Here is an 18,698-nt window from a genome sequence, read left to right as displayed (position 1 = left end):
GCAGCCCGACGGCGACGCCGCGCCGCGCTGGCAGGCCGGCGCCGACGGGATCGGCTTCTGGCCGGGCGGCGATGCGGAGGGTTTCGATGCGCGCGCATGGATGACCGATGCGGGGCCGGCGCGCGGCGCACGCAACGAAGCGTCGGGCGACGAGCGGCAACCCGATACCATCCCGCTGACCGCCCGCAAGATCACGCTCGGGCAGCGAACCGGCGCGGCAGCGCGCGCCTGCGAGGCCGCCGGCGACGCGGGCGCGGACGGCATCGGCTTCGACGACGGCCGTACCGGCGGCGGCTGCGATCCGGCCGCCACGCACGCTGCACCGGCCGACGACGCAGCGGCGCGCGGCGTCGTCCATGCCGACCGGATGCCGTACGAACTGCATCCGGTCGATCCGTCGCGGCTGCCCGATCTGCCGGCCGCGCAGGCGCCGCCCTTGCTCGAGCAACTGATGGGCGACGACCGCAACATGGTCGGCCTCGGCTGGCACTTCGTCGGGACGACCGGCCGCTCGACGCCCGTGACGACGCGCACCGACGCGCTCGGCCTGAACAGTTTCCAGAACGCGGGTTCGAGCCTGTCGCTCAGCAATACGAACACGCTGGCGTTCACGTTCACGCATTTTGTCTCGGAGCACTGGGCGGCCGAACTGGGCGCCGGCATTCCGCCGGTGCTGACGCTGCGCGGGCACGGCAGCATCGCGCTGCCGCTCGACCGCATCTTTGCTGGCGTCCACGGGCGCTTTCCGCTGATCGATCTCGGCAACACGCAAAGCAACCCGCTCGCGACCACGCGGGCCTGGCTCGGCTCGGTCGTGTTCAAGTACTACCTCGGCGAGCGCGACGACCGTTTCCGTCCGTTCGCGGGCATCGGCGTCAGCTACACGCGTTTCACGAACACGAACCTGAACCCCGTGTTCCAGCGCAAGCTCGCATCGCTCGGCGGGCTGCTCGCGGCCGGCGCGGACATCGGCAGCCTGCAGTCGCTGCTGCTCGATCCGGCGCTGTTCCAGCGGATCTGGGACGCCGGCGGCGATCTGCTGCTGTCGGGGCGGACCAATGTGTCGGCGAAGGTGAAGAGCGTCTGGGAGCCGGTGTTCACCGTTGGCGCGAGCTACCAGATCACGCGCCGGTTCTGGCTCACCGGGATGGTGACCTACATCCCGCTGCGCACCCGGATCACGCTCGACATCAACCAGCCGAACCGCCTGCTGGCGTCGAATACGTTCGATATTTCGGCGAACCCGGTGCTGGCCACCGTGCTGCTGAACTTCCGCTTCTGACGGCGCAGCCGGCCATTTTCATGAATTTGACGCGCGACGCTGGGATAATGGTCGAGTTTGGCTGCGTCAATGATGGAAGGAGGCCCCATGGGCGACAACGATACCCGCACCGAGACCGACAACCGCACCGAGACGCGCTCGATGGAGGAGCGCCAGCGCCGTTTCGAGGAAGATCTCGTCGACGCCTACGACGAAGAGCTCGAGATGGAACTCGACGACCGCCGCTTCGACAATGGTGAGGACGTGCTGTTCTCGCCCGAGCGTCGCGAGGCGCGCAAGGCGTATTTCCGCGAGTTGTTCCGCTTGCAGGGCGAACTCGTGAAGCTGCAGGACTGGGTCGTGAACACCGGGCACCGGCTCGTCGTCCTGTTCGAGGGGCGCGATGCGGCCGGCAAGGGCGGTGCGATCAAGCGCATCACGCAGCGCCTGAACCCGCGCGTGTGCCGGGTGGCCGCGCTGCCGGCGCCGAACAACCGCGAGCGCACGCAATGGTATTTCCAGCGCTATGTCGCGCATCTGCCGGCAGGCGGCGAGATCGTGCTGTTCGACCGCAGCTGGTACAACCGTGCGGGGGTCGAGCGCGTGATGAATTTCTGTACCGACGACGAGTACGAGGAATTTTTCCGGTCGGTGCCCGAGTTCGAGAAGATGCTCGTGCGCAGCGGCATCCAGATCGTCAAGTACTGGTTCTCGATCACCGACCACGAGCAGGAACTGCGCTTCCAGAGCCGGATCGAGGACCCGCTGAAGCAGTGGAAGCTGAGCCCGATGGACCTCGAAAGCCGCCGCCGCTGGGAGGCTTATACGGCCGCGAAGGAAGAGATGCTGCAGCGCACGCATATTCCGGAGGCGCCGTGGTGGGTCGTGCAGGCCGTCGACAAGAAGCGCGCGCGGCTGAACTGCATTCACCATCTGCTCGGCCAGGTGCCGTATCACGAGGTGCCGCGCCCGACGATCGATCTGCCGCAGCGCGAGCATCACGAGGATTACATTCGCCGGCCGGTGCCCGACAACATGATCGTGCCGGACGTGTATTGAGCGGTTCGGGCCGGCTGGATCGGCCACCGAGGCGCGCCGTGCAACGCGGCGCGCGGTCTTCTATCGAGCGAATCCAATCACAGGTCGGGGAAGCCGGAGCGTCCTTGCGTCAGGTCGAACAGTTCGGCTCTTGCCGCGGCTTCGGCGGCTTCGGGCAGCTTGATCACGAGCTTTACCGTCATCCCGTACGCGCTGTCCACCAGCGCGTAACCCGCCTGTTCGATCCAGCGGCGCACGCGTGCCTCTTCCGGGTAGCCGATCTCGATCGCGAGCCGCGTGTGCCGAATGCGCTCGACGCGCTCGGCATCGAGCAGCGCCGACGCGATCGCATCCGTGTACGCGCGCACCAGCCCGCCCGCGCCGAGTTTCACGCCGCCGTAGTAACGCACGACCGCGCCGAGCACGCCGTCGAGGTCGTGATGACGCAGCACTTCGAGGATCGGCCGGCCCGCCGTGCCCGACGGCTCGCCGTCGTCCGACATACCCGACTGGCCGCCCGCCAGCAGCGCCCAGCACACGTGGGTGGCCGCCGGATGCTCGTCGCGCAGGCGCTGCAGCACCTGCATCGCGGCATCGCGGTCCTCGACGGGAACCGCGTACGCGATGAAACGGCTCTTGCGGATTTCGAGTTCGCGGAGGTAGGAGGTGGCGAGCGAATAACTCATGCGTCGCGACGCGGAAAGCGTAGGGAAATCAAGGTGATGATGGCCGGTCGATGCTCGTGGTGTGGGCCCGCGGACCGATGGATGTCGTCTGCATGAGCGCGGGGCGAAGACGGAATTTTACCGTGGCGCAGGTCGAGGGTATCCAGTTTGGCCGGCGACCGCGGTCCGGATGGCGCGCATGGCTTGAATCGGGCACGGTACCTGCGCGCGACATGCGCTGCTTTCGTTCCTGCGCGTGGGTCAAGTCGATTCATCGATGCCGCGCACGGCATCAACGCACGCCGACCGACGACCGCAGCGCCGCGCCCAGCGTGCGCAGCGCCTGCCGGGCGTGCGCATCGGTCAGGTTCGAGTAGAGCACCACGTCGCGCGCCGGCAACGGCGGCAGCCCGTAGCGCATCCCCACGTCGACGGTGCCGGCGGGCGCCACGCGATGCCCGAGCGCCGCGACGGCCAGCCCCGCGGATACCGCCGCGCCGATCGTCGCCACGCCGCCGCCGACGAAGACTTCCATCCACGCGACACCGGCTTCGTCCAGCGCGTCGACCGCCATGCGGCGCACGCTGCACGGTTCGGCCTGCGTGGCGAGCCGCAGCGGTTGCGGCGGATGGTATTCGAAATCGGCCGCCGCCATCCAGCCGAACGACTCCGACAGAATGGTTTCGCCGTCGAGCCGCCGGCTGTCGTGCTGCAACGCGACGGCCGCATCGAGCCGGCCGCGATCGAACGCATCGAGCACGTCGCGTGACGCGGCGACGCGGATCTCCAGCACCAGCGCCGGCTCCGCTTCGCTCATCCGCCGCAGCAGCATCGGCAGATCGGCGCCGACGACATGGTGGCTGACGCCGATCACGAGCCGTCGCAGGGTCGTGCCGAAGGCGCCGAGCGCACCATGGTGAGCGGCCACCAGTTCGCGCGCCGGCTCCAGGAACGCGGTGCCGTCGGCCGACAGGCGAACCTGCCGCGGCGTGCGTTCCAGCAGGCGGCGACCGAGCCCGTCTTCCAGCCGCTTGATCTTCAGGCTCACCGCGGACTGCGTCGTGTCCAGCGCTTCCGCGGCCCGCGTGAAGCTCTTGAGGTCGGCGGTCAGCACGAAGGCCTGCACGGCTTCGATGTCGAGCGTTTTCATCGCACCCTCGTTCATTTCAGAATCGAATCATTGAAATATTCTGCCATCGTATTTTCAAATGATTCAAGGTCTTCTACGCTGCGTTCATGCCGTCCGGAATGCCGTCCGTTTCTTTCGCCAGGAGTCGATCATGCTGACCGCGTACTACGTGCACCGCCTGCCGGCGGACTACGACCTCGACGTCATCCGTAATCGCGTGCGCGAGCGTGGCCGGCTGTGGGACGACACGCCCGACCTGCTGTTCAAGGGATTCCTGCTGCGCGAGGCCGGCTGCCACGGCGCAACGGAAAACGGCTATGCGTCGTTCTACCTGTGGCGCAACGAACAGGCGTTCGCGCGGTTCGTGACGGACGGCCGCTATCAGGTCGTGACGGACAGCTTCGGCCGCGCGCCGATCGACACGCAAGTTGCGCTCGACGCGCGCAAGGGCAGTGCGTCGACGGGACGTTTCGCGCGTCTTGAAACGATCGAGATTCCGGCGGACGCCGATCTCGATGCGGCACTGGCGCGGGAGATCGCACGCAATCGCGAAGCGGCGGCTCGGCAGGGCGTGGTCGCGGCGGCCGTCACTCTCGATCCGCTGCGTTGGCGGTTGACGCGTGCGCTCGTGACGGAACATGAACCGGACGACGGCGGCGCGGGCACCGTGTACCAGGTCCTGCATCTGGCGAGGCCGTTGCTCGACACGCTGGACGCGGGTCGCGCGTGATGGCCGGCATCGCATCGCGATTGCCGGCCGGCGTGGTGATTGCCGCGCATCTGGCGGGTGTGGCGGCGGGCATCGTCACGATCGCGGCGCTCGTGACGGTGCTGGCGCTGCTGTTCAGGTAACGCGCTTCAGCACAGTGGTGGTGGGCACGGGGGCGCCGCGCATGCGATGCGCGGCGCCCCGGTCGCTTCATCGCCGCTCGCTCAATGGCCTTGCAAGCGGATATCGCGCGACGACGCGCCGACGTACACGGTCCCGCCCGAGACGACCCGCCAGCCGTTGCGCGACGTATCCCAGACGCTCTGCATCCGTGGCGACACGGTCACGCGCACCCGCCGTGCCTCGCCCGGATTCAGCCGGATCTTTTCCCAGCCGACCAGCCGCTTCGGCGGCTCGTCCTTGTACGGCACGCCGAGATAGACCTGCGGCGTTTCCGCGCCGGCCACGCGCCCGTCGTTGCGTACGGTGAACGCGACGCTCAGCGAGCCGTCCCATTGCTTCGACACCGACAGACCCGAATACGCGAAGTGCGTATACGACAGGCCGTAGCCGAACTCGAACATCGGCTTGATGTTGCGCGCGTCATACCAGCGGTAGCCCATGTTCAGCTTTTCTGCGTACACCGGGTCGGTGTCGAACGCGCCGTTTTGCCCCCACGTCGGCGAGTCCTGATCGCGCGCCGGGAAAGTCACGGGCAGCTTGCCCGACGGATTGACCGCACCGAACAGCACGTTCGCGATCGCCTTGCCGCCGGCTTCGCCCGGATACCACGCCTCGACGATGGCCGGCACGTTGTCCTTCCACGGCATCAGCACCGGATTGCCGCTCTGGACGACCACGACCGTATGCGGATTCGCGCGCGCGACGGCCTCGACGAGCGCATCCTGGTTCGACGGGTTCGCGAGGCTCAGGCTCTGCAGATCGCCGAAATCCTCGCCGGCCGGCTGCGCGACCACGACGATCGCGACGTCCGAGCGGCCCGCGAGCGCCGCGGCCTGGTCGATCTCCTGCTGCGTGTACGCGCGGAACGGCGACTGCTGGTCGCTGTTGCCCGCATACGTGACCTGCGCGGCCGGCGCCAGCGCGCGGATCGCCGCGACGATCGGCACGTCGACCTTGAGCCACGGATTGCGCCACCAGCTGCAGCCGGTCGACGATCCGAACGTCAGGCCGCCGCAGCCGGCGAACGAACCGGATACGGGGTCGCGCGTGTTGCCCGAGCCGCCGCCGGACAGCACGGCTGCATCCGCATGGCCGCCGATCACGGCGATCCGCGACAGTGCCGACGCGACCAGCGGCAACTGGTTGCCGTCGTTCTTCAGCAGAACGATCGATTGCTCGGAAGCCGCTTGCGCGAACCGGTTCCCGGCCGCGAAATCGATCGTGCCGCCGCCTTGGGCCGGATCGTCCATCACGCCCACGCGGATCATCACGGCGAGCTTGCGGCGCACCATGTCGTCGAGGCGCGCGGTCGACACCGAGCCGTTCGCGATCGCCTGCTTGACGGCCGCCGGCGTCAGGTACACGCTCGGCCCGACGTCTTCTTCCTCGTCGAGCCCGGCATTGATCGCGGCGGCGGTGCTGTGCGTGGCGCCCCAGTCGGACTGCACCTGGCCCTGGAAGCCCCATTCGTTTTTCAACACGTCGTTCAGCAGATGAGGGTTCTCGCATGCATAGGTGCCGTTCAGGCGGTTGTAGCTGCACATCACGCTACCGGGCCGCCCGCGTTTCGCGGCGATCTCGAACGGCAGCAGATACAGCTCGCGCAGCGTGCGTTCGTCGATCTGCGTATTGCCGCCCATCCGGCCGTGCTCCTGCTCGTTGCCCGCGTAGTGCTTGATCGTGGCGATGACTTTCTGCCGCTGCGTGGCGAGCGTGCGTTCGGCGAGCAGGTCGCCGGCGAGCAGCGGATCCTCGCCGAGATACTCGAACAGGCGGCCGCCGCGCGGCTCGCGTGCGAGGTTGGTGCCGCCGGCGAGGCCCATCCCGAATCCTTGCGCGCGCAACTGGATCGCGACCTGCTTGCCGTAGTCGTACGAAAGCCGCCGATCCCAGCTCGCGGCGACCGCGATCGTGGCCGGGAACGTCGTGCTGGCCTGCGACGTGCTGCCGGAGCCGGTCGCCGAATCGACCATGTTGAGATCGGGAATGCCGAGCCGCGGCACGCCCTGGATGTAGCCGGCGCCGCCGCCCGGCACCTTGGACATTTCGTATTGCGAATGAATGAATTGAAGCTTCTCGTCGAGCGTCATCTTGCGCACGAGCAGGTCGGCGCGCCGTTGCGCGGCGGCCGATGCGAACGCGTCGGTCGCGTCGCCCTGCGCATTGAAATCGGCGTCGCCGGCGTAGGCAGTGGTGCAGAGGGTCGCTGCCAGCACGACGGCCGGCCAGAGTTTGTCCCGCATGTTGCTCTCCTGATCGTATTGCCGGTTGTTCGAATGATGTCTGGAGCTGCGCACGTCCGGTGGATTCGCACCGGACGGATTCGGCTGGCGGTGCAGGGTGGTTGCGCGTCGGCATGCCAGGCCAGGCGGGGAATCGTTACGGCCGGTTGGGCTCGACCAGTCAATGCGGGCGGCGACGCAGCCCGTCCCGCACTGTCGAATCGGGTGTAGCGATTCTCTGCTGCGACCAATGGTATGAATGTAGTTTGACTACAGCATCGGTGTTTCTACCGATCCGTGTGATCTTTATTTCGTAGTCGCGCTGGGTGGGGTGGAAAGGCGGTCATCGTTCCCGACGAGGCGTGTTTGGTCGGGTAAGAAGTACCTGGGTGCAAGCGGTTTTGCATGGGAATGCGTCGGGCGGAGACCGGCTCGTTGCGTGCGCATCGAATGCGGGGAGGGCGCATCGGGCGAATCCGCTCCCCGCGTGCGGAAAGTGCGATTACTTCGTGACGAGTGCGCCCGTCAACCCCGCGCTGATCGCCGGCAGCAGCAGGTTCAGCACGCGGCTTGCGCGGACGAGCCCGGTGTTGTCGACATACACGACGTCCTTCGACGCGAGCGGGAACTGGTTCGCGAGCAGCATCGATACCGGCGACTGCATGTCGAGATGATAGATGACGGGCGCGCTATCGGCGGCCTTGCGCAGCACGAACACCTGTTTCGCATTCGACGTCTGCTGGTTGAGCTGGCCGGCCTGCGTGAGCGCTTCGCTGAGCGTGAGCGAGCCGTCGCGCAGCGGTGCGACGGCTTGCGGCCTGACCACTTCGCCCATCACGTACACGGGATTGTCGTCGCGCGCGCTCACATGCAGCATGTCGCCGGGTCTCAGCATGATGTCCGCCGGGTTTTTCCCCGTCTTCATCATCTGCGCGACGTTCAGCGGGTAGATCGTGCCGTTGCGGGTGATCGTGACGCGGCTCTGGTCCGCCGTCGGCGCAAAGCCGCCCGCGCGGCTGACGGCTTCGATCAGCGTCATCGGGATGTCGTTGATCGGCTGTGCGCCCGGATTGCGGACCTCGCCGTCGATATAGACCTGCGTGGCGCGAAACGACGCGACGCGAACCGTGACCTGCGGCTTGACGAACACCTTGGCGAGCTCGGCCCTGACCTCGTGCTGGAGCTGCGCGACGGTCTTTCCGACCGCATGGATCGGATGCGGCACATACGGAAACTGCACGTTGCCGTTGCTGTCGACGACGAAGCCGGGCGCGGCGTCCGCGGCCTTCGTGTTCTGCACCGGCTGCCCGGCGGCCGTCGCGAATTCCGGGTGATCCCACACCGTGATCTGCAGCACGTCGCCGGCACCAATCCGGTACATGTCGGACTTCGCGAACAGGTTCGGCGGAATGGACGTACCGGGTGCGCGTTTCTGCTCGGCCCGGATCTGTTCGATCTGCGTCAGGTCGATCTGCTTGACCGGAACCTGCATGTCGCTGGTGACGTCGCCATTGTCGGCGGTCGTGACCGGCAACGCGGTCGAACTCATGTGCTGCCCTGGCACCGTGCATGCGGACAACGTCGCGATGGTCGCGAACGAGAATGCCATGGCCATGCGGCGCATGGCTGTGCGAGGGTGGCCCGGCGCCACGGAATCCAGCGGTTGAGCAATTTTCATTTTTTTATCCAGCATCGTTGAATCGATTGATACGTTATCCGGATCGAATCGAAAGCGCTTGTCGCACCCTCGATTCGTTCTGCACATCGTGACGACGCTCGCGGGCGGCGTTCAGGCGCACGGCAATCCGCGCGTCGTTCGCGGCGACGCTGCTTCCGGCATCGATTGTCAAACATTGCCAATGACGGAAGGAAGTCGTCATGCGGGGGCGGGGACGTGACGGCGATTTCGATGCCGGTTCGCACGTCGCCGTGCCGGTCGCGAACAGAGCGTAACGCAGGTTGGACGCTTCGATTGAGCGCTGGCGGCTTAATGTAAGCCATCGCACGCAGCGTGCCGGACATCTATCGCATAGTGGCGCCAACGAACATGGTCGTGCATTCCCGGCCGAATGTGCGGGAGCGCGAACGGCATCGTGCCGACGGCCGACTCACTGTCTGCGAGAGATTTCATGACACGCTTCATTGCCCGTTCGAGGGCGCCTTTGCGGTTGGGTCTGGGCGGCGGCGGAACCGACGTGCCGCCTTATTCGGACCGGTTCGGCGGTCTGGCGCTCAATGTGACGATCGAGAAATTTGCGTATGCGTCGATCGCGCCGCGCGACGACGCGAAGATCGAACTGGTGGCGGCGGATACGGATACGCGCTGGATCGGCCCGGTGTCGCCGGTGCTCGAAGTGCAGAACGGGCTCGGGCTGCATGTCGGCGTCTACAACCGGATCGTGCGGGATTTTCATGGCGGTCATCCGCTGGCCGTCACGATCACGACGTGTTCCGAGGCGCCGCCGGGGTCCGGGCTCGGCTCGTCGTCGACGATCGTCGTCGCGCTGGTCAGGGCGTTCTGCGAACTGCTGTCGTTGCCGCTCGGCGAATACGACATCGCGCATCTCGCGCACGACATCGAGCGAGAGGATCTCGGGCTTGCCGGCGGCAAGCAGGATCAATACGCGGCGACGTTCGGCGGGTTGAACTTCATGGAGTTTTATGGCGATCGCGTGATCGTCAATCCGCTGCGGATCAAGCAGGAAATCAAGGCCGAGATGGAGGCGTCGCTCGTGCTGTATTACACCGGCGTATCGCGCGAGTCGGCCAACATCATCAAGGAACAGAGCAGCAACGTGACGGAAGGCGTCGTCGATTCGCTCGCTGCGTTGCACGAAGTCAAGGACGAAGCCGTACGCATGAAAGAGGCCGTGCTGCGCGCCGATTTCGATGCGTTCGCCGCGTCGATGCGCGACGCGTGGGAATCGAAGAAACGGATGGCGAAGAACATCTCGAACTCGATGATCGACGACCTGTACCGGGTCGCGGTCCGGGCCGGTGCGAAGGCCGGCAAGGTGTCCGGTGCGGGCGGTGGCGGTTTCATGATGTTCTTCGTGGACCCGGTCGACCGGTCGACCGTGATGCGCGCGCTGGACGCATACAACGGAATCAACGGCCAGGTGCTCAACTGTACGTTCACCGACATCGGTGCGCAGTCGTGGAGAAAGAATCAATGACGATCGGGGCAGAGAGCGAAATTCGCCAGACGCTCGCGGTGCTGACGGCGCTCGTATCCGACCGTGAGCAACTGGCGCGGGTCGAGCAGGTGGCCGAACGCGTGACGGAAGCGCTGCGGACGGGCAACAAGGTCCTGCTCGCGGGCAACGGCGGCAGCGCGGCGGACGCGCAGCATATCGCCGGCGAATTCGTCAGCCGTTTCAACTTCGACCGACCCGGGCTCGCGGCGTTTGCGCTGACCGTGGACAGCTCGGTGATGACCGCGATCGGCAACGACTACGGTTACGAGAAGCTGTTCGAGCGCCAGATTCAGGCGACCGGACGCCCCGGCGACATCTTCTGGGCGTACTCGACGTCGGGGCGGTCGCCGAACATTCTCCGCGCGCTGGAAGTGGCGCGGACAGCCGGCATGTTTTCCGTCGGCTTCACCGGCAACGGACCCGGCGCCGCCGAGATGCGCAGGCGTGCCGACATCTGCATCGAGATTCCGTCCGCGTCGACGCCGAAGATCCAGGAGGGGCACCTCGTGTGCGGCCACATCATTTGCGGCATCGTCGAAGAGCGGATCTTTGCATGAGCGCGATGCTGCCCTGCCTGATCCTTGCCGGCGGACTCGGCACGCGGCTGCGCCCGGTGCTGGGCGACGCGCTGCCGAAGGCGCTCGCGTTGATCGACGGCGAGCCGTTCCTGGCCTGGATGCTGCGCGGGCTCCAGCAGCAGGGCGTGACGGAGGTCGTGCTGTCGCTCGGTTACGGCAGCGACCCGATCAAGTCGTTCGTGACGTCGCGCGACTTCGGCATCGCGGTTTCCGTGATCGAGGAAGACGAGCCGCTCGGCACCGGCGGCGCGATCGTTCATGCGCTGAATGCTCACGGTGCGCGCGACATGATCGTGATGAACGGCGATACGTTGTCGAATCTGGATCTGCGCGCGTTGGCGGCATTCCATCACGCAATGCGCCCCGATCTTGTCGTGGCGGCGACGCGCGTCGACGATGCGTCGCGCTACGGTACGCTCGAATTCGATGCGACGTCGCGCCGGCTGTCGGCATTCCGCGAGAAGCGGCCGGCGCCGGGCTACATCAATGCAGGTACGTATGTCGTCAACGCGCGCAAGCTGCTCGGCTTCGCGCTGCCGGTGAAATTCTCGTTCGAGCAGGATTTCCTGGCCGAACGGGTCGACGCGCTCGACATCCGCGTATTCCCCGAGGTCACGGCGTTCATCGACATCGGCGTGCCGGCGGACTACCGGCGCGCGCAGACGGTGATTCCGTTGATGCTGGAGACCGGGACCAGTGAAGCCTAAAGCCCTGTTCCTGGATCGCGACGGCGTGATCAACGTCGACTACGGCTACGTGCACCGCCAGCAAGACTGCGTGTTCGTCGACGGCATCTTCGATCTCGTGCGGCTGGCCAATGCGACCGGGTATCAGGTGGTCGTCGTGACGAATCAGGCCGGGATCGGCCGCGGATATTTTTCGGAGTCGCAATTCGTCGCATTCATGGACTGGATGCGACGCAGGTTCGACGAGCGTGGCGCGAGAATCGACCGCGTCTATTTTTGCCCGCATCACCCGGTGGCCGGAATGGGCCGCTACCGGCAAGCATGCGCCTGCCGGAAGCCGCAGCCCGGCATGCTGCACGACGCGCGGCGCGATCTGGACCTCGACCTGTCCGCGTCGATCCTGGTCGGCGACAAGCCGTCCGATCTCGACGCCGGTGCGCGCGCGGGTGTCGGGCGTCGGTTCCTGTTCGTGGGCGACCGGCCCGGACATGCGCAAGCCGATCCGGCGGCCGAGGTTGTCGCGCGGCTGTCGGACGTCGGCGCGGCGCTGCAACGCACGGGAATCGCCGCGGCGGGCGTGTAGCGGGCGGCAGTATCGACGACGGCACGCCGGAATGAAACCAACGAGGACTCGACGACGGCTGGCCGGCCGTTGCGCCGGTCGGGAAGCGCGGGGCATCCAGGTTCCCGACGCAACGCGCTCCCGGGCGGCACTGAAGGGTTTCCAGCCGGATTTTCAAAGACATGAACGTGAATCACAACACGCGTAAAGCGGCGAAGCCAGCCGGATCTTCCATTCTGGAGTTCAGCATGAAGATGGACCGACCTGCATTGACCGGGCATCAGAACGAACCGAAACAGGCTGCCGGACATGCGACGCGGTTGTCGCCGATCGATTTGCTGGAGAACGTGCTCGACAACGGGCGCCTGTTTGCGGCCGTATTCGCGGCGTGCCTGCTGCTGGCGATCGTCTATGCGATGGCGGCCACGCCCGTGTATTCGGCCGATACGCTGATCCAGATCGAGGAGAACAAGGCCAGCGCGCTGGGATCGCTGTCGTCGATCTCCAAGGCGCTCGATATCCAGAATTCGGCGGTGGTCGGCGAAATCGACATCGTCCGTTCGCGCTCGGTCGTCATGGAAGCGATGAACGCGACGGCCGCCCAGGCGGAGGTGTCGGTCGAGAACCGGTTTCCGATCGTCGGCGGGTTGATCGGGTCGTTCCTGCCGAAGGATGCGAACGGCCTCGTCGACGCGCCGTTCGGGATGTCGTCGTGGGCATGGGGCGGCGAGCGTCTGGAGTTCAGTGCGTTCGAGGTGCCGGCCGCGCAGGTCGGCAAGGCGCTGACGTTCGATTATCTCGACGGCAATCGATTCCAGCTGACGGACCGCAGCGGCCAGGTGCTGCTGAGCGGGGTGGTCGGCGTGCCGAGCGCGAGCAATGGCTATCGCGTGGACGTGGCACGGATCGTCGCGCACCCGGGCGCGGAATTCCGGGTGCGACGCGTCGCCACCGACGTGCGTCTCGAAGCAATCCTGAAGAAACTCGGCGTGACCGAGACGAAGCGTCAGTCGGGCATCATGCAATTGAGCTTCGAGGATGCCGATCCCGTTTTTGCCGCGCGCATGCTCAATGCGATCGCCGCGGCCTACCTGAACTTCAACGCGAGACGCCGCGCCGACGATGCCGAGCGCACCCTCACGTTCCTCAACGCGCAGATGCCGATCGTCAAGGCCAGGCTGCAACAGGCCGAGCAGGCGCTGAACGCGTTCCGCAATCAGCAGGGTTCGATCGACGCGCAGGGCGATATCCGGCTGTTGGTCGAGCAACTGGCGTTCGTCGACAAGTCGCGGCTCGAAACGCGGCTCGAGTATCAGGATCTGCTGTCGAAATACGTGCCGGGGCAACCGCAGGTCGTTGCGGCGGCCAACAAGCTGAAGGAACTCGACAAGCAGGCCGCCGTGTTGAAGGACAAGGCTGCGCGCCTGCCGTCGCAGCAGCAGACGTACTTGCGTCTCGCGCGTGACGTCGAGGTCAACAACCAGCTCTATGTCGGCTTGCTGAACAATGCGCAGCAGTTGCAGATCGCGGAAGCCGGCACGGTCGGCAACGCATCGGTCGTCGACAAGGCGGTCGTCAGCGACAAGCCGATCCGGCCGAAACGCCTGATGGCGATCCTGGCGGGCGCGGTGATCGGGCTGATGCTCGGGTTTCTCGCGGCGCAGGGCCGTGCACTGCTGGCCGGCCGCATTCGCGATCCGCATGAGCTGGAAGCGGCGCTCGGTATCCCGATGCTCGGCATTCTGCCGAATTCGCGCCGCCAGGCCGACGCGGATGCGCACGGAACGCCGGCGTTCTTCGCGACGCAGGCGCCGGCCGACGAGCCGCTCGCTGACGCGATGGACAGCCTGGCGCTGACGTTGCGGCACCGGCTGGCGGCCTATGGCGGCGACGCGAAGGTCGTGCTGGTGTCGTCCGCGGCGCCCGCGCAAGGCAAGTCGATGATTGCCGCCAATCTCGCGTACCTGTTCGCCGAGAGGGGGCTCAAGACGGTGATCGTGGATGCCAACCTGCGTGCGCCGGCGTTGCATCGCTATTTGCCGGTCACCGCGACGCAGGGGCTGTCCGACGTACTCAAGGGCACGCTGCCGGCCGACCAGGCGATTACCCGCGTGGCCGGGCAGCTCGATGCACTGCCCGCCGGAACCCAGCGCACGTCGGTGCGCAACCGGTTCGACATCGCGCGTCTCGACAAGCTGGTCGTGTCGCTGCGCAGCGGCTACGACATGGTCATCGTGGATGCGCCGGCCGCGCTGCCGGTGGCCGACATCGAGGCCTTGTCGCGGGTGGCCGACATGACGCTGCTGGTGGTGCGCCAGGGTTCGGCGAACTCGGCCGGCATGACGGACGCGCTCGACAACCTCGGCAAGATCGGGGTGCGCATCGACGGGCTGGTGTTCAACGGTTTCGAGCCGTCGCCGTTGCGCGGCGTTCGCCGGATGGGCGCCGGCTTCGCCGCGGCGCGCGCGTGATCGCACGGGGAACGCGATGCAACCGGGCGAGGAGCGCAACGCATGAGTGATTCGATGGCAGGCAATGACGGGCTGCGGCGCGAAGCGCCCGCGGTGCGGGTCGTGTGGTTTCTCGGGCCGCGGCCGGTGAGCTGGAACGGCGTCATGCGATACAGCCTCAAATGTATCGACTTCATCCCGGCATTGGCAGGATTCGACGTGGAGCCGGTCGACATTCCGGCCGAACCGCGTTCGTTGAGGCGCTACTGGACACAATTCGTGCTGTATCCGCTGCGTGCGATCGCGGCGGCGCGCGCGGGGCACTTCGTGATGCTGTACCAGGAGGACCTGGCCTTCATGATTCCGCTGATTCGCTGGGCGGGCGGCCGCGTCGGCATCGTGCTGCATCACGTGCAGCGTCCGGGGCAGGTGCGCGGCGTCGTCGAGCAGTTGAAGAATGCGTACATGCGGCTGACGCAATCGCTGATTGCGACCGCGGACGTGGTGCTCGCGCCGTCCGACGTGACCGCGCAGGAAGCGCTGGCCGATCTGCGCATTCGTGCCGACCGGATCCAGGTCGTGCCCAATGCATTCGACGACCGCTATGCGCCGATCGACGCCGAGGTGCGTGCACGGGCGCGCGCGATGCTGCTCGCGCGCTTCGGCATCGACACCGGTGAAGCGTGGGTCGTGCTGAACGTCGGCTCGGACGAAACGCGCAAGAACAATGCGACGCTGTTTCGCGCGCTCGCGTCGCTCGGACGCAAGGACGTGATGATGCTGCGGGTAGGGAGCGCGCAAAACCAGGCGAACCGCGAGGAATGCCGCGGCATCGCCGCCCAGGCGGGCATTTCCGCTCATTTCGTCGAGAACGTCGGCGACGAGGATCTCGGCTACTTTTTCCAGGCATCGGATCTGTACGTATCGCCGACGTTGCACGAAGGATTCGGTCGCACCGTAATCGAAGCGCAGTTCGTCGGCGTGCCGGTGGTCGCGACCGATTTGCCGGTGTACCGCTATACGATGGGCGACTCGTTCGTGGCCGTCGCCAATGCGATGGATGCCGCCGAATGGGGTCGACAGATCGAACGCGTCGCCGGCGACCCGTCGCTGCGCGCTGCGCTGGTGAGCGCCGGGCGGGCGAACGCACGGCGCTTTTCGTCCGGCGCGGTCAGCGCTCAACTGCACGATGCGCTGGAGCGAGCCGTGCACGACCGGCCGCGCGCCGGCCGGGCACCAGCGTGAAAGAGGCGCCGATGCGAACGATTCGGGCCGACGGCCGGACCGTGGCGCTCACGGGTATGGCCGTGTCGACGCTGCTCGTGCTTGCGTTGAGCGTCAATGCGATGCTGCCGGCGCTCGGCGAGATGGAGCCGAGCGCGACCTGCACATTGCTGGTGGCGGTCGCGGGGTTGATCGCGCTGATCGTCGCACGTCCGGTATTCGCCGTGTCGATCCTGTACACGCTCGTGATCGGCCTGACCGCATTCGTAGCCGGCGTGGGGATCGAATCCGGCGGTTTCCTGCGGGAAACGGACATCTTCGGTGTCGCGAACGGTGCGTTCAGCCGGCTGCTGTCGTTCTATGTCATTTTCGTCGCGTGCGCACTGTTCACGTTCGACCGGCTTCTGAACGCGCGCGCCGTCCACTCGCCGATCCGTGCGCGGATGACGCTTCAGCCGGTCAGCGTGGCGCTCGGGCTGGGGCTGGTCGGCGCGATCCTCGCGACGGGCGTGCTGGCCGGCCTGACCGGCGGCTTCGCGGTGCTGAGCGGCGTGAACCGCTACGCGCTGCGCAACGACGCGTCGAACAGCACGCTGTTCAACCTGTTCCTGAACAACCAGACGTTCGTCGCGGTGCTGCTCGGCACCTTCTGCACGAGTTCGAACCGGGTCTTGCGCTGGACGTCCGTGTGCCTGATCGCCGTCGATCTGGTGCTCGAGGCGTTGCATGGCGAACAGTTCATGGCCGTGCTGCACGTTTGCCTGACGATCCTGATCCCGTTCATCGCGATCCACGCGATGAACGGCAAGCCGGTCATGCGTTACCTGGGAATCGGCTCGGTCATCGCGCTCGTGATCGGCAGCGTGTCGGTGTTCTACGCATACCGGGGGCAAGGGCTCGACATCGCGGAAACGGTGGTGTCGCGGTTTCTCGAGCAGGGGCAGGCGTGGTACGTGGTGGACGGCGACGCACACCTGTTCGGCGCGCCGACGTTCGGTGGCATGGCGGCATTCGGCCGCTTCATCGATTCGCTGGGCTCGTTCACCGAGCCGACGTTCTTCAGCGACGCGCCGGTGAGCGGGTTGCGCGACCTGATGCTGTCGTACGGCACGCCCGAGATCCTGAAGGCCTACGTGTTCGACGACGTGACGTTCACGATGGGCAACATGGCAGTGCCGGTCTACTGGTTCGGCTATGCGGGCGGCGCGCTCTTCATTGCGCTGACGGGCGCGATCTACGGCGTGGCGAGCGCGATGCTGATCCTGGTCGCGATGCGCGGCGGGATCGTGATGCTGTGGCTCGCCACGAAGATCTTTGCCTACGCGACCTATGCGATGCAGCAGGGTGATTACTGGACGCTGTTCGGTGCGCGCACGCTGTTCTACCTGGCGATCGCGCTGATCTGGTGGCATTGCATCGACGCGCGGCGCATGCACGCCGATGCGATGCGGACGGGGACATCTTGAACGCGTTCATCAGGCTCCTGTTTTCGTCGTTCGCGGGCGTGGTGTGCGAAAAGATCATCGGGGCGCTCGCGGCGATCGCAAGCAATCACCTGTTCGCGAACATCTACGGCGCGCGGCTGTTCGGCGAGCTGCAGTTCGCGTTGTCGCTGGCCTACGTGATCGGCAGCGTCGCGCTGATTTTCGGCGCACAGGTGATCCAGCCGATCCTCGGCAAGCACCCGCGTCTGCGGCACATGGTCGTCTACCGCGCATTCCGCCTGCGGCTCACGCTCACGCTGGCCGTCATGCTGCTGTTCATGGGGATCGTGGTGATCGTCATGCGGCCGTCGAGCGTATCCGAGCTCACGTTGATCGCGGCCTTCGCGTTGATCGTGGAGCCGATCGCGCTCGGTTCGCTGATGGCCTATGCCGAATCGAAACCATGGGTGATCACGCGGGCGAGGGCGTACGCCAGCTGTGTGCGCGTGCTATGGCTGTACATCGCGGCACACGCGTCGCTGGGCGTGATCGTCGCCGCGTTCGCGTGGCCGCTCGAAGCCTGCGTGGCGGCCGCGGCACCGTTCAGCCGCTATCGGGAACTGGCGTTGAAGTCGCCGAAATCGTTTCGCGGCAGCGCGGCCGTCACGAAAGCGCTGGTCGTGCGCGGGCTGCGGATCTGGCCGGCCATCGCGGCCAGCGTGCTGGTACTGCGCATGGACCGGCTGCTGCTCGGCGTGCTGGTGTCCAAGGCCGATCTCGGCATCTATGCGTCGGCGGCGTCGCTGGTCGAACAATGGAATTCGGTCGGCACGACGCTGGCGCTGGCATTGGCGCCGAGCATGGTCTTTTCGGCGCGGACCGAGCCGCTCGTGCGCGCCAAGGCGTTGAAGCTCGGCCTGTATCTCGGCCTCGTCGGCTGTATCGCGTGGGTCGGCAGCTACTTCGTCGGCCGCAAGGTGTTCCTGATGATCTACGGGCCCGCGTTCGTGCAGGGCGTGCCGATCATGATCTACGCGACCGGCTGCGCGATCGCCACGTTCGTCGATGCGGGGCTGAGCACGTGGCTCCTGGCCGTGCGCCGCTACCGGCTCATCATGATCAAGCAGGTGCTGATCGTCGCGGCGATCGTCGCCGCGCCGTTCGTCATGCCGCGCGCGCTGGTGATGTATGCGCCGTCGACGGGCATTGCGGTATCGCTCGTCGTGTTCTGGTGCGTGGTGCTCGGCAATCTCGCGTTCAACCGGGAGCGGCCATGAGCGGGTGCGCGGGCGGTCGTTCGCCGTGCCGGCAACGGGCCGCACGCGTGCGCCGGCATGCGCCGACGGGGCAAGGAATCGGGAAGGTTTCGA

The 18,698-nt window shown here is 66.4% G+C and carries 16 protein-coding genes; 12 read left to right on the top strand and 4 right to left on the bottom strand.

Translation table 11 applies throughout. The annotated features are described in order from the left end of the window. Both H3O04_RS13075 and ppk2 read left to right on the top strand, forming a co-directional pair. Positions 1 to 1,282 (top strand): OmpW/AlkL family protein (locus tag H3O04_RS13075; protein ID WP_202587846.1); only part of this gene is annotated, 1,282 nt, incomplete at its 5' end. A gap of 87 nt (positions 1,283 to 1,369) precedes the next feature. Further along, complete coding sequence (gene ppk2, locus H3O04_RS13070; RefSeq protein WP_011547877.1) at positions 1,370 to 2,320, top strand: polyphosphate kinase 2; 951 nt, start codon at positions 1,370 to 1,372, stop codon at positions 2,318 to 2,320. Between the two features lie 77 nt (positions 2,321 to 2,397). On the opposite strand, the gene H3O04_RS13065 is transcribed toward ppk2, so the two are convergent. Further along, positions 2,398 to 2,985, bottom strand: a complete 588-nt coding sequence (locus tag H3O04_RS13065) for an IMPACT family protein (protein ID WP_006479209.1) — start codon at positions 2,983 to 2,985, stop codon at positions 2,398 to 2,400. 271 nt (positions 2,986 to 3,256) lie between these two features. Next, positions 3,257 to 4,114: a LysR family transcriptional regulator gene (locus tag H3O04_RS13060; protein ID WP_202587845.1), complete on the bottom strand. Its 858-nt coding sequence runs from the start codon at positions 4,112 to 4,114 to the stop codon at positions 3,257 to 3,259. A 130-nt stretch (positions 4,115 to 4,244) separates the two neighbouring features. Here H3O04_RS13060 and H3O04_RS13055 point away from each other — a divergent pair, with 130 nt between their 5' ends. Continuing rightward, complete coding sequence (locus H3O04_RS13055) at positions 4,245 to 4,823, top strand: DUF4865 family protein (protein ID WP_202587844.1); 579 nt, start codon at positions 4,245 to 4,247, stop codon at positions 4,821 to 4,823. Next, entirely contained in the window at positions 4,823 to 4,945 is a 123-nt protein-coding gene (locus tag H3O04_RS36545) for a hypothetical protein (RefSeq protein ID WP_012338296.1), read from the top strand. Before H3O04_RS13055 ends, H3O04_RS36545 begins: the two co-directional genes overlap by 1 nt. A gap of 81 nt (positions 4,946 to 5,026) precedes the next feature. On the opposite strand, the gene H3O04_RS13050 is transcribed toward H3O04_RS36545, so the two are convergent. Together H3O04_RS13050 and H3O04_RS13045 are read right to left on the bottom strand one after the other, a co-directional pair. Then, a complete protein-coding gene (locus H3O04_RS13050; protein ID WP_202587843.1) occupies positions 5,027 to 7,228 on the bottom strand; it encodes a glycoside hydrolase family 3 C-terminal domain-containing protein in 2,202 nt (733 codons plus the stop codon). Positions 7,229 to 7,709: 481 nt separating this feature from the next. Then, the gene (locus H3O04_RS13045) at positions 7,710 to 8,816 is read right to left on the bottom strand and encodes a polysaccharide biosynthesis/export family protein (RefSeq protein ID WP_023477330.1); all 1,107 of its coding nucleotides are present in this window, start codon (positions 8,814 to 8,816) and stop codon (positions 7,710 to 7,712) included. Between the two features lie 520 nt (positions 8,817 to 9,336). Here H3O04_RS13045 and H3O04_RS13040 point away from each other — a divergent pair. The 8 genes from H3O04_RS13040 (at position 9,337) to H3O04_RS13005 (ending at position 18,605) form a co-directional block, all read left to right on the top strand. Beyond that, positions 9,337 to 10,383, top strand: coding sequence for a GHMP family kinase ATP-binding protein (locus H3O04_RS13040; protein ID WP_027805847.1), 1,047 nt, complete (start codon positions 9,337 to 9,339; stop codon positions 10,381 to 10,383). After that, a complete protein-coding gene (locus H3O04_RS13035; RefSeq protein ID WP_023477332.1) occupies positions 10,380 to 10,961 on the top strand; it encodes a D-sedoheptulose-7-phosphate isomerase in 582 nt (193 codons plus the stop codon). Before H3O04_RS13040 ends, H3O04_RS13035 begins: the two co-directional genes overlap by 4 nt. Next, on the top strand, positions 10,958 to 11,689 hold the full coding sequence (locus tag H3O04_RS13030; protein ID WP_237666271.1) for a nucleotidyltransferase family protein: 732 nt from the start codon (positions 10,958 to 10,960) through the stop codon (positions 11,687 to 11,689). The genes H3O04_RS13035 and H3O04_RS13030 overlap by 4 nt, the downstream gene beginning before the upstream one ends. Next, the gene (gmhB, locus tag H3O04_RS13025; protein WP_006479202.1) at positions 11,679 to 12,251 is read left to right on the top strand and encodes a D-glycero-beta-D-manno-heptose 1,7-bisphosphate 7-phosphatase; all 573 of its coding nucleotides are present in this window, start codon (positions 11,679 to 11,681) and stop codon (positions 12,249 to 12,251) included. The genes H3O04_RS13030 and gmhB overlap by 11 nt, the downstream gene beginning before the upstream one ends. A 227-nt stretch (positions 12,252 to 12,478) precedes the next feature. Next, positions 12,479 to 14,701: a GNVR domain-containing protein gene (locus tag H3O04_RS13020; protein WP_105798204.1), complete on the top strand. Its 2,223-nt coding sequence runs from the start codon at positions 12,479 to 12,481 to the stop codon at positions 14,699 to 14,701. Positions 14,702 to 14,743: 42 nt separating this feature from the next. Beyond that, a complete protein-coding gene (locus H3O04_RS13015) occupies positions 14,744 to 15,925 on the top strand; it encodes a glycosyltransferase (RefSeq protein WP_023477336.1) in 1,182 nt (393 codons plus the stop codon). A gap of 11 nt (positions 15,926 to 15,936) precedes the next feature. Further along, the gene (locus tag H3O04_RS13010) at positions 15,937 to 17,370 is read left to right on the top strand and encodes a DUF6418 domain-containing protein (protein WP_237666270.1); all 1,434 of its coding nucleotides are present in this window, start codon (positions 15,937 to 15,939) and stop codon (positions 17,368 to 17,370) included. Continuing rightward, positions 17,367 to 18,605, top strand: a complete 1,239-nt coding sequence (locus H3O04_RS13005; RefSeq protein WP_023477338.1) for a hypothetical protein — start codon at positions 17,367 to 17,369, stop codon at positions 18,603 to 18,605. Before H3O04_RS13010 ends, H3O04_RS13005 begins: the two co-directional genes overlap by 4 nt. The last annotated feature ends 93 nt before the right edge of the window (positions 18,606 to 18,698 follow it).

This window comes from Burkholderia sp. KCJ3K979 (assembly GCF_016759955.1).
GTDB lineage: Bacteria > Pseudomonadota > Gammaproteobacteria > Burkholderiales > Burkholderiaceae > Burkholderia > Burkholderia orbicola.
Note: the sequence above shows the minus strand (reverse complement) of the source record. Positions and strands in the feature narration are given on the sequence as shown.